At 69.9% G+C, this 11,302-nt stretch carries 8 protein-coding genes; 3 read left to right on the top strand and 5 right to left on the bottom strand.

Annotated elements, in window-relative coordinates:
* Positions 1-35 precede the first annotated feature (35 nt).
* Genes PZE19_RS03105 through PZE19_RS03095 form a run of 3 tightly spaced genes read left to right on the top strand, consistent with a single transcriptional unit; the run spans position 36 to position 5,353 of the window.
* The gene (locus PZE19_RS03105; RefSeq protein ID WP_277859130.1) at positions 36-1,829 is read left to right on the top strand and encodes an ABC transporter permease; all 1,794 of its coding nucleotides are present in this window, start codon (positions 36-38) and stop codon (positions 1,827-1,829) included.
* A 41-nt stretch (positions 1,830-1,870) separates the two neighbouring features.
* Positions 1,871-3,631, top strand: a complete 1,761-nt coding sequence (locus PZE19_RS03100) for an ABC transporter permease subunit (protein ID WP_277859129.1) — start codon at positions 1,871-1,873, stop codon at positions 3,629-3,631.
* Between the two features lie 24 nt (positions 3,632-3,655).
* Entirely contained in the window at positions 3,656-5,353 is a 1,698-nt protein-coding gene (locus PZE19_RS03095) for an ABC transporter permease (RefSeq protein WP_277859128.1), read from the top strand.
* A 7-nt stretch (positions 5,354-5,360) separates the two neighbouring features.
* Here the strand turns inward: PZE19_RS03095 and hemG are convergent, their stop codons facing one another.
* The 5 genes from hemG to PZE19_RS03070 form a co-directional block, all read right to left on the bottom strand.
* Positions 5,361-6,845, bottom strand: a complete 1,485-nt coding sequence (gene hemG / locus PZE19_RS03090; protein WP_277859127.1) for a protoporphyrinogen oxidase — start codon at positions 6,843-6,845, stop codon at positions 5,361-5,363.
* Positions 6,846-6,929: 84 nt separating this feature from the next.
* The gene (gene hemE / locus PZE19_RS03085; RefSeq protein ID WP_277859126.1) at positions 6,930-8,003 is read right to left on the bottom strand and encodes a uroporphyrinogen decarboxylase; all 1,074 of its coding nucleotides are present in this window, start codon (positions 8,001-8,003) and stop codon (positions 6,930-6,932) included.
* Positions 8,004-8,161: 158 nt separating this feature from the next.
* Positions 8,162-8,947 carry a PEP-CTERM sorting domain-containing protein gene (locus PZE19_RS03080; RefSeq protein ID WP_277859125.1) on the bottom strand — a complete coding sequence of 262 codons (786 nt, stop codon included), beginning with the start codon at positions 8,945-8,947 and terminating at the stop codon, positions 8,162-8,164.
* A 366-nt stretch (positions 8,948-9,313) separates the two neighbouring features.
* Positions 9,314-9,538, bottom strand: coding sequence for a hypothetical protein (locus PZE19_RS03075; protein ID WP_277859124.1), 225 nt, complete (start codon positions 9,536-9,538; stop codon positions 9,314-9,316).
* Positions 9,539-9,560: 22 nt separating this feature from the next.
* Entirely contained in the window at positions 9,561-11,291 is a 1,731-nt protein-coding gene (locus PZE19_RS03070; RefSeq protein WP_277859123.1) for a sodium:solute symporter family protein, read from the bottom strand.
* Positions 11,292-11,302: the final 11 nt, after the last annotated feature.

Raw genomic sequence — 11,302 nt, 5'->3', positions numbered from 1 at the left:
CGGAGTCCGACCGTTTCGCGAGGAGTCGATCGATCATGGCGATGCAGGACGCGCTCGGCCCGGTCTTCGCGTACGAGTGGATTCGAACTTCGCGGCGATGGCAGCTCTACGCCCTCCGCGCGGCCTTCGTGGCGACGATCCTGGGCGGCCTCGTCGTCGTCTGGATGAGCCAGCGATGGAACCTCGACGCCCTCGACCTCCGGCGGATCGCCGAGTTCGGCCAGACCGTGTATAACGCGATCGTCACGGTCGAACTGGCTCTGATCCTCCTCGCCGCGCCCGCGGCGACGGCGGGGGCCGTCTGCCTCGACAAGGCGCGGGGGACGCTGCTCCACGTCATGGCGACCGACCTGACGGACGCCGAGATCGTCCTCGGCAAGCTCGGGGCCGCGCTCATCCCGGTGGTCGGCCTGGTCTTCTGCGTGCTGCCGGTGCTCATGCTGACCACGCTGCTCGGCGGCGTCGATCCGGTGACGCTGCTCGGCTCGGTCGCCGTCTCGCTGGGCACGGCGGTCCTGGGCTGCACTCTGGCGTTCACGCTGTCGGTCTGGGGCCGGAAGACCCACGAGGTCCTCAGCGCGACGTATCTCTTCCTGATCTTCTGGGTGACCGTCACGCCCTTCCTGGCCACGGGCCTTAGGATTGCCGGCTTCTCGCCGAGCGGCTGGTTCGACTCCTTCCTGCACTTCTTCGCCTGGACGAATCCCTTCAACCTGATCGCCCCGTCGTACAACGAGCCGGCCTCGACGCACCTGCTGTCGGTCTCGGTGTTCCTCGTGATCTGCCTCGCGATCTCCGCCCTGATGACCATCGCGACGATCCGCCGCATCCGGTCGCTGACGCTGAACCAGCGGGCCGAGGCCGCACCTTCGAAAAGCCGAAGAGGGCGGCCGGGGTTGCGGCTGCCGACAGTCCTGCCGACGCCCTCACTCGACGCCAACCCGGTGCTTTGGCGCGAATGGACTCGCATGCGCCCCTCGCGCTGGGCCGCCTGGACCTGGCTCGCCTATTCGGCGTTCGCCCTCGTGCTGACCTGGCTGGCCCTCGTCGACGTGATGAACGGGGGCCGGGTCGGCGAGTTGGCGGTTTTCGCGAACATGTACCTCGTCGGAATCGGCCTGCTGCTGCTGAGCGTCCGCGCCGCGACGTCGCTCTCGGAGGAACGGGTGCGGGGGAGCCTCGACGTCCTGCTCGCCACGCCGATGAGCACTCCGTCGATCCTGGCGGGCAAGTGGTGGGGGACGTTCCGGCTCGTCCCCTGCCTGGCCGTGCTGCCCGGCCTCATCGGCGCGGTCGCCTGCCTCCAGAGCGGGAAATGGGGGTGCCTCGTGGGCATGATCGGCCTGATCGTGGCCTACGGGGCGGCCGTGACGAGCGTGGGGCTGGCGATCTCGGTCTGGGTGGTCCGCCAGGGCCGCGTGCTCGCCCTGAGCGTGGGGCTCTACGTCGCCGCCTGCGTCGGCTGGGTCGTCGTGGCAGTGTTGTCGGAACACGGGTCGAGCAAGTTCGTCCCGCTGATCGTCATGGGCTCGCCCCTCTACGGCCCGGTCTTCGCGATGTTCGGGGTCCTCGGCGAGACCGCCCCGGGACCGGCCGAGATGATCACGATGGTCCCGATCGGGATCGTCGTCTGGAACGTGGCCTACTGGATCCTGGCGATCGTCCTCTTCCACATGGCCTGCGAGACCTTCGACCGATGCCTGGGTCGGGTCCCTGGTTGGGGCGCCTACGATCCGGCTGAGGACGGCCTTGGGGCCCTGTTCCCGAGATTCCGCCGCGAGTCGCGCGACAAGGCCCCCGCGATCCCCCCGGCGACGGAGCCGGCCTGAGACGAGGGGGGATGGGGCGGGACGAGGGGGATCGAACGACCATGGCGATGCGGTGGGGCCCGGGGCCGGTGTTCGTGTACGAATGGCTGCGGATCGCGCGGCGGTGGCAGCTCTACGCCTGCCGATCGGCCTTCGTCGCCATCCTCCTGCTCGGCCTGTTCCTGACCTGGGGGGCGTGGTCGGACCGGCCCGAGGGGTATGAGCGGAACGAGCTGGCGTACCTCGGCCAGGCGACCTACGCCATGATCGTCAACATCGAGATGACGCTCGTCCTGCTCGCCGCGCCGGCGGCGACGGCCGGGGCCGTCTGCCTCGACAAGGCCCGCGGCTCGCTGATCCAGGTCATGGCGACCGACCTCTCCGATTCGGAGATCGTCCTGGGGAAGCTGGGCGCGGCGCTCGTGCCGGTCGTCGGCCTGGTCTTCTGCGTCCTGCCCATGATGATGCTGGCCTCGCTGCTGGGCGGCATCGACCCCGCGCTCCTGTTCGGGTCGTTCCTCGTCACGCTGGGCACCTCCGTGCTCGTCTGCACCCTGGCGTTCACCCTCTCGGTCTGGGGGCGGAAGACCCACGAGGTTTTGGGCGCGACCTACCTGATCGTCGTCGGCTGGGTCGCGTTCGCGCCGCTGTTCGTCGTCATCGTCGACAGCTCCGGCTACGTCCCTTACCTGGAAGCCCCGCTGACGGCCGCCGTCGCCGCGACCAACCCTTACGCCCTGATGCATCCGGCGTACGACGAGCCCACCGAGGCCCACCTGGCGCAGGCTCTGATCTACCTCGCGGCCTGCTTGGTCGTCTCGGCGGCGATGATCGCGGCCTGCATCGCGACGATCCGTCGCGTCGCCGTGGGGCAGCGGACGCAGAGGGAAGCGTCCTCGCGGGCTCGCCGACGATGGCGGGTCGGCCTGCTGCCGACGCCCTCGCTCGACGCCAACCCGGTCCTCTGGCGGGAGTGGAGCCGGTCGAGGCCGACGCGGTGGGGGCGCGTCGTCGGGATCCTCCACGGCCTCTTCGCGCTGTCTCTGACCGCCATGGCGATCTACCACATCGACCAGGGCGGGCCGATCTCCGAGACGGCGATCCTCGCGAACCTCTACATCGTCGGCGTGGGCCTGCTGCTGCTGAGCGTGAGGGCGTCCACCTCGCTCTCGGAAGAACGGATGCGCGGGAGCCTGGACGTCCTGCTGTCGACGCCGATGTCGACGCCGTCGATCCTCGCCGGCAAGTGGTGGGGGACGTTCCGGCTCGCCCCCTCGATCCTGCTGCTCCCGGCCGCGATCGGCGGCCTGATGTGCCGGCGCTCCGGGAACTGGCCGAGCCTGGCGGCCTACCTCCTGCTGCTCGCCTCCTATGCGGCGCTCGCCGCCAGCTTCGGCCTGGCGATCTCCGTCTGGATCGCGCAGCAGGGCCGGGCGGCGGGCGTCTGCGTCGGGTCGTACGTGGCCGCCTGCGTCGGCTGGCCGTTCTTCTCCTTGATGAGCGGCGGCGGCTCCTCACCGGCGATCATGTTCGTGCTCGGGTCGCCCATCGCCGGGGCCGTCGTCGGGACGCTCCGGCTGCGCGACGACGGTCTCGACATCGAGAGCCTGACCTGGCTCCTCTACATGACCCTCTGGGCCGTCATCCAGGGCGTGGCCTCGGTCTTCCTCTTCCGGGCGGCCTGCGAGACGTTCGACGAGGGCCTCGGCCGCATCGCCGATCGCAGCGAGCGACGCGCGCGCTGGCGACATCTCAGGGCCCTGATCCCGCGGTTCGGTCGCGAGCGCGACGACGCGGCCGAAACACCGATCTCTCCCGCGTGAGCGGGATGGGAGGATGCGGTCGCCATGGCGTTTCGGCTCGTTCCCGGCCCCGTGTTCGCCTACGAGTGGCTCCGCGTCTCGCGACGGCGGCGGATCTACGCCCTGCGATCGGCCTTCGTGGCGGTCCTGCTGGCGGGGATGGCTTCCGTCTGGCAGTCCTGGGACGCGGGGGCCGACGGCCTGGATCGGCGGCGGCTGGCCTGGTTCGGCTCCTCGCTGTACGCGACCCTCGCCAACCTGGAGCTGACGCTCGTCCTGCTCCTCGCGCCCGCGGCCACCGCCGGGTCCGTCTGTCGCGACAAGACGAGCGGGTCGCTGCTGCTGGAGATGGCGACCGGCCTGGCCGATTCGGAGATCGTCCTGGGACGGCTCGCCGCGGGCCTGCTCCCCGTCGTGGGCCTGGTCCTCGCGGCGCAGCCGGTGCTGATGCTGACGACGCTTCTCGGGGGCGTCGATCCGATCCAGCCGCTGCGAGCCTTCGTGGTGACCCTGGCCACGGCCGTCCTGGCCGGCTCGCTGGGATTCACGCTCTCGATCCGGGGCGCGAAGCCGCACGCCGTGCTCGGCCTGTCCTACGCGATCCTCGTGGCCTGGCTCATCTTTCCGAGCGTCATCGGGGGGATTCTGGGGCTCGCCTTCCCGGGCACCGTCCTCGTCGGCCTGGCCATCCCGCTCTTCGCGATGCAGCCTTACATCGTGATCGCGGACTGGTCGGACTTCTTTCCGACGAATCCGCTCGCCGCGACGACGCTCTCCCTCGCGTGGTCCGTCCTCGGGACGACCGCCTTGATCCGATACTCGATCCGGACCGTCCGGCCGGCGGCCCTCGACCATCGCGCGGAGGTGAGGACGCCGACCCCGGCCGAGGTGAACCGGGCGGCGCGACGGCGTCGCCGCGGCCCGTTGCGGCTGCTCCGCGAGCCGTCGCTCGACGCCGATCCCGTCCTCTGGCGCGAGTGGAGGCGACTCCATGCGTCGAGCTGGGACCACGCCCTCTGGAGGGCGTACAACGCGATCACCCTCTTCCTCTTCGGGGTGACGGTCGTCTGGGTGATCGGGGCCCTGGGCCTGCCGGCCGGCGACTTCAGCCCGTTCGCCGCCTTCGTCACGAGCGTCCTGGGGCTGCTGCTGTTGAACGTCCGGGCCGCGGCGTCGCTGTCGGAGGAAGCCGCGCAAGGCAACCTCGACGTGCTGCTGGCGACGCCGCTGTCGACGGCCGAGATCCTCGGCGGCAAGTGGTGGGCGACCTACCGCCTGACGGTGTTCGTGGCGGCCGGCCCCGCGGCGATCGGCGCGGTGGCCTGCCTGCATACGGGGCTCTGGCTGCAGCTGGGGGCGTACGCGGCCCTGATCGCGGCCTATGCGGCGTCGGCCACGAGCCTGGGGCTGGCGACGGCCGTTTGGGCCGGCGGGACGAGTCGCGCCCCGGCCTGGAGCGCAGGGGCCTTCCTGGCCGCATCGGTGGGGTGGCTCTTCGTCTCGTTCGGCCTGTTCGGCCGACTGGGCAACCTCGAATCCGGGACGGACCTGGGCTCGCCGGTCTACGGCCCCCTCCTCGGCATGGCCTTGCTCTCGGGGCACGCGCCGACGGCCTACTTCGTGGAGATGTCGTGCGGCCTCGTCGCGTGGACGCCGATCCATCTCCTGGCCTCGCGGATGCTCTTCCGAGCCGCGTGCCGCTCGGTCCCGCGACGCCTGGGGCGAATGGCCGCTCGCGATTGAGCGGCGATCAGGCGGCGGCGATGGAGCCGGCGGCGGCGAGGCGGGCGACGACGGCGTCGGCGGTGGCCTCGGCGGCGCGGATGCAGTCGGGGATGCCGACGCCGTCGTAGGCGACGCCGGTGAGGAACAGGTTCGAGTGCATCGCGGCCTTGCGGCGGATCGACTCGACGGCCTCCAGGTGGCCCAGGACGTACTGGGGCATCGTCCGCGCGTGGCGGGCGATCTCCAGGAGCAGCGGCGGGCCCGTCGCGCCGATCAGCTCGCCCAGCTCGGCCGCGACGACCTGCCGCACGGCGTCGTCGTCGAGGTCGAACAGCTCGGGCTGCGAGGCCCCGCCGACGAAGACGCGGATCAGGGCCGTCCCCTCGGGGGCCCGGCGGGGGAACTTCACGTTGAGGAACGAGGCCGCGAAGATCCGCCGGTTCTCGACGGCCGGCACGACGAAGCCGTAGCCGTCGAGCGTATGCTTGACCCGGTCGCAGCGGTAGGCGACGTTGACGATGATCGACGACGCATAGGGGATAGCCCGCAGCTGCAGCGCCAGCGACGCGTCGTGGCCGTCGATCATGCGGGCGGCGGCGTGGGCCTCGGTCGTCGCCACGACGGCGTCGGCCTCGAGCGCCGGGCCGTTGAGCAGCTCGACGACCCAGCCCGAGCCGGTGCTCGACCGGCTGATCCGGCGCACCGGCGAATTGGTCTTCACCGTCCCGGCGTCCAGCGAGGCCGCGAGCGCCTGGGGGAGCGCGCCCATGCCTTCGGCCAGCGAGACGAACATGCCGTAGCGCGCGCCCGACGACTCGGTCTCGATCCGCGCGTCGGACTCCTTGCGGCGCCGCCAGGCGGCCCGGATCAGGCCGCCGTGCTCGTTCTCCATGGCCAGGAACTGCGGGAGCGTGGCGCGGAGGCTGAGGTTGTTGGGGTCGCCGGTGTAGATGCCGCCCACGAGCGGCTGGACCAGGCGGTCGAACGCCTCGCGACCCAGGCGGCGGCGGGCGAAGGCGGCCAGGCTCTCCTCGCCGGGGCCCTCGCGACGGGGGATCAGGGCCTCGGCCAGCAGGCGGAGCTTGCCCCGCAGCGAGAGGATCGGCGACGAGAGGACCGGCGCCAGCCGGTGGGGGGCCATCAGGACGAAGCCCTCGGGGACCGCCGCGAGCTTCCCCTTGCGGACCACGAACGAGCGGCGGTAGGTGGGGTCGGCCTCGATGAGCTGGTCGTCGAGGTTCAGCCGGCGGCAGAGGTCCATCGCCCAGGGCTTGTTGGTGATGAACGAGTCGGGGCCCCGCTCCAGCATGAAGCCGTCGCGGTGATCGGTCGCGATCACGCCGCCGACGCGGTCCTTCGACTCCAGCACCACCACCTCGACCGGCCGACGCAAGGCCTGCCCGGACTGCTGGATGCGGCTGGCGACGGCCAGGCCCGACAGGCCCCCGCCGATCACCACCACCCGGTCCGAGCCTTTCGAGCCCGACGCCCGCTCGATCATCGTCTTCATCGAATCGATTCCCTTCCCCAACTCCCGAGGATCCCTCTTCTCAGATCGCCATCTTCGCCAATCCTTCTCGATTTCGCCAGGGGTTCATCGCGCGGAGAACTCATGAACCATCTGCACCAATGCTCGCACGTGGTCGACCGGCGTGTGCGGCAGGATCCCGTGGCCCAGGTTGAAGATATGGCCGGGCCGACCGCCCGCCTGCCCCAGGATGCGGCGTGTCTGGAGGGCGATCTCCGAGAGCGGGGCGAACAGGACGACGGGGTCGAGGTTGCCCTGCACGGCGACCTCGGGGCCGAGCCGCTCCCAGCAGCGGTCGAGTTCCACCCGCCAGTCCAGGCCGATCACCGTCCCCCCCGCGTCGCGCTGAAGCTCCAGCAGCGAGCCGGTGTCGGCCCCGAAGTGGATGGCGGGCACGCCGGGGTCGATCTGGTCGAACAGCCGACGCATGTGGGGCAGGACGAATCGCCGGTAGTCGTCGGGCCCGAGCGAGCCGACCCAGCTGTCGAAGACCTGCACCGCCTGGACCCCGGCCTTCACCTGGGCGTTCAAATAACGCGCCGTGGAGTCGGTCAGCACGGTCATCAGGGCGTTCCAGGCGCCGGGGTCGCCGTACATGAAGGCCTTGGCCCGCTCGTAGTTCTTGGAGCCACCCCCCTCGATCGCGTAGCAGGCCAGGGTGAACGGCGCCCCCGCGAAGCCGATCAGCGGCAGGCCGGCGGGCAGGCCGGCCCGGATCAGGCGGATGGCGTCGAAGACGTACGAGAGCGCCGAGAGGTCCTCCAGCGGCATCATCCCGGCGACGTGGGCCGCCTCGCGGATCGGGTCGTGGATGACCGGCCCTTCGCCCTTGGAGAACTCCAGGCCGAAGCCGAGCGGCTCCAGGATCAGGAGGATGTCGGCGAACAGGATGGCCGCGTCGACGCCCAGGGTCTCGGCGGCGAAGATCGTGGTCTCGGCCGCCAGCTCGGGGTTCTTGCAGAGTTCCAGGAACGAGACCTTGGCCCGCAGCGAGCGGTACTCGGTCATGTACCGCCCCGCCTGCCGCATCAGCCAGACGGGCGTGGCGTCGACGGGCTCGCGGCGGCACGCTTTAAGGAACCGGCTGTTCCAGAGGGCGTCCGGGATCGTCGGGTCCTGGGTGGAGGGCTCGCTCGTCATGAATCAGGTCGTCCCGCGGGGCGTCGGCGAGGGGGGAGAAGTCCGGACTCCCCATCGTAGCCGCCGATCGCCCGTCGGGCGAGGGTCCGCAGGACGTCGCCGCGTCGCGACCCGGATCGTTTCGGTCTCCCTCCTCTCCCGTTCGCGGATCCCTCACGTCAACGGCGACGGCGGCGGCGGACGATGACCAAGCCCAAGGCCCCGAATCCCATCAGCACGAGCGAGGGCGGCTCGGGCGTCGAGATCGCGGTGGAGAGCGACGACGTCGGCACCAGCCCCAGGGTGCCGGCCGGGGCGTGCGAGCCGGGGCTCCCGGGTATCCCGGCGTAGAACTCGACGCCGGTGGATCCCTGGTTTTCGTAGTAGACGAGGTCGACCGCGTAGAGTCCCGCGACCTGGAAGCTCGCGAGCGCCCCCGATGCGGCGAAGGATCGTACCCCGTCGTACCGGATGACCTCGACCCCGCCGATGGAGAGGCGGAAGCCGTCGTCGGACGCGACGGCGAAGTTCACGTCGATGCTCGAGTTGCCGGCGACCTGGTCGAGGTCGCCCGTAATCTTGAGGTAGCCGGTGAAGTGGAAGACCGAGGTGCTGAGCAGGCTCGCCCCGCCCCCGGAAAGGCTCGCGGCGTCGGGGCCGAGGAACTCGCCCAGCGTCGTCGCGTCCGTGACCGACGTCGTCGCCCCGCGGGGATAGTCGACCGACGTGGAGAGGAATGTGGCCGTCGGACGGCCCGCGGCGATGATCGCATCGGCCATGGCGAGCGAGGTCAGGTACGTCGACCCGCCGCCGTTGTAGAACGCGCCGTCGAGGCCCGTCCCGGCCTCGGTCCCAGCAGGTCCGACCGAGGCGCTCGAAGGGATCAGGACTCCCGCCTCGGCCCGACAGAATCCGAGGCCGCAAAGGACGAGGAACGCCGCGATCCCGAGAATCCGCCTGTTCATTACGATGCTTTCTTCATAGCAACTGCCTTTTATCCCATGGAATTTCACACCCTTATTGAAAGCCTATGTCGCGGAAACGAGCCTGACCCGGGCGCCCCGAGCCGAGGACGGCGTGGGGCGAAAATGCGACGCGGGCTCTGCAATGCCCGATCATGTCCCATGATCAGGATGGGGGGGCGGTGCGCCCGGACCTCGGCCGCGACCCGGGGATGGAGACAGGCCGAGGTCCCGTTTACAAGTTTTTTTTCGCCAACAAAGCCAATTCAAAACAGGCGTAAGATGATACTACAAAAGGATTAGGGGCCGATCAGCCGCCGAGCGGAGCTGACGAAGGGAGCCGATCCGAAGCCGATCACCGCCGAGGCCTCAGCGCGAGGGCCGGCGGACCTTGTACGGGTTGAAGGCGCGGAGGTAGATGAGGCCCCCGGCCAGCAGGACCGCGCCCCACCAGAGGTCGGCGTGGAGCCAGGCGAGCTTCACGGCCGGCGGATGCGCCAGGCCGTAGAGGCCCGCCCCCAGGATCATGACGCCGTAGATCGTGAGCATCAGGCCCACGAAGAACCAGATCGAGAGTCGGCCGCCTTCGATCACGAGAGTTCTCCCTTCGCCGCCGTCACCAGAAGAGGACGTTCAGGATCACGAAGACAACCCCGACGGCCGCCGCCCAGAAGGCCGGGCGCTCGTGCCACGGGGCGTCGCCCTCGTCGGGCAGCTCGGTGCAGCCGTAGACCAGGCCGACCAGCTCGGAGTCGGGCTTGGGCTTCGTGGCGTAGCTGACCGCCACGGTCACGACGACGCAGACGATCCACGACCAGAGCGCCCGGTACATGTTCTCGGCCATCGCCTGGGCGTGGCTCGACAGGGCGACGATCGCCAGGGCGCCCGGGTCGAGCCGGACCCAGATCCACATGCCGATCGACGACAGGGTGCCCGCCAGCAGGCCGTAGAAGCCGCCCGCGGGGGAGGCCCGCTTCCAGAGCATCCCCAGCAGGACCGTGCCGAACAGGGGGGCGATGAAGAAGCTGAAGAGCGCCTGGACGTAGTCCATGATGCTGGCGAAATGCATGACCAGGTAAGCCGCGCCGATGCTCACGACCACGCCCACGATGGTGCAGAGCCGGCCGTGGTTCAGGTAGTGGGCGTCGGTCGCGTCCTTGTTGATGTAGGCCCGGTAGACGTCGTAGGTCCAGACGGTCGCGAAGGCGCTCACGTTGCCGGCCATGCCCGCCATGAAGCCGGCGATCAGGGCCGTGATCCCCAGCCCCAGCAGCCCCGGGCCGCAGTACCGCGCGAGCATCAGGGGGAGCACCTCGTTGTAGCTGTGGCCCCCGGTTTTGAGGGCCTCGGCCTCGGGCATCAGCTTGACGTCGAGCAGGGCCAGGCCGAGCAGGCCGGGCAGGATCACGATGAACGGCACGGCCATCTTGAACGCCGCGCCGATGACCGGGGCCGCCTTGGCCGCCCTCAGGTCCTTCGCCGCCAGCACCCGCTGGACGACCAGGAAGTCGGTCGTCCAGTAGCCGAACGAGATCACCCAGCCCAGGCCCAGCACGATGCCCGTCCAGTGGATGCCCATCGGGTTGTCCTGGAACGAGCCCAGCGTGCTCCACAGGTGGACGTAGTCGCCGCGCCCCAGGTTCTGCGCGATCCGCTCCTTCAGCCCGCCCCAGCCGCCGACCTCGTACAGCCCCAGGATCGGCACCAGCAGGGCACCCGCCCAGATCAACACGAACTGCAGGACCTCGTTGAAGATCGCCGACTTGAGGCCGCCGAGGGCCACGTAGGCCGCCACGGTGAGCGACGAGACCCAGATGCTGAAGTGGATGTCCCAGCCCAGGACGACCTTCATCACCAGGGCCATCGAGTACATGTTGATCCCGCTCATCAGGATCGTCATGAACGCGAACGAGATCGCCGCGAAGCCCCGGCTGGCCTCGCCGAACCGCAGCTTCAGGTAGCCCGGGACGGAGTGGGTCTTGGAAATGTAGTAGAAGGGCATCATGATCAGGCCCAGGAACAGCATGGCCGGGATCGCGCCGATCCAGTACCAGTGCGTCCCCAGGATGCCGTACTGATAGGCCGCCGCGGCCCAGCCCATCAGCTCCAGCGAGCCCAGGTTGGCCGACAGGAAGCTGAGGCCGGCGATCCAGGCGGTCATCTCGCGGCCGGCGAGGAAGAAGTCCTCGCCCGTGGTGGTCTGCTGCTTGAGGTACCAGCCGATCCCCAGGACCATCACGAAGTAGACGACGATGATCGCCAGGTCGAGGACCCCCAGCGAGATCAACGGGGCCTCGACGGCGGCCTGCTGGGCGAGGAGCCAGGGGGCGGTTGCTAGTCCGTTCATCGTTCGCGTCC

It is taken from the genome of Paludisphaera mucosa, from assembly GCF_029589435.1.
GTDB classification, from domain to species: domain Bacteria; phylum Planctomycetota; class Planctomycetia; order Isosphaerales; family Isosphaeraceae; genus Paludisphaera; species Paludisphaera mucosa.
The sequence above is the reverse complement of the archived record's forward strand: the minus strand, read 5'-3'. Positions and strand labels throughout refer to the sequence as shown.

Excerpts from the sequence above, each read along its gene's own strand:
- PZE19_RS03105 (WP_277859130.1), top strand. The coding sequence starts at position 36 with ATGGCGATGCAGGACGCGCTCGGCCCGGTCTTCGCGTACGAGTGGATT.
- PZE19_RS03100 (WP_277859129.1), top strand. The coding sequence starts at position 1,871 with ATGGCGATGCGGTGGGGCCCGGGGCCGGTGTTCGTGTACGAATGGCTG.
- PZE19_RS03095 (WP_277859128.1), top strand. The coding sequence starts at position 3,656 with ATGGCGTTTCGGCTCGTTCCCGGCCCCGTGTTCGCCTACGAGTGGCTC.
- hemG (WP_277859127.1), bottom strand. The coding sequence starts at position 6,845 with ATGAAGACGATGATCGAGCGGGCGTCGGGCTCGAAAGGCTCGGACCGG.
- hemE (WP_277859126.1), bottom strand. The coding sequence starts at position 8,003 with ATGACGAGCGAGCCCTCCACCCAGGACCCGACGATCCCGGACGCCCTC.
- PZE19_RS03080 (WP_277859125.1), bottom strand. The coding sequence starts at position 8,947 with ATGAACAGGCGGATTCTCGGGATCGCGGCGTTCCTCGTCCTTTGCGGC.
- PZE19_RS03070 (WP_277859123.1), bottom strand. The coding sequence starts at position 11,291 with ATGAACGGACTAGCAACCGCCCCCTGGCTCCTCGCCCAGCAGGCCGCC.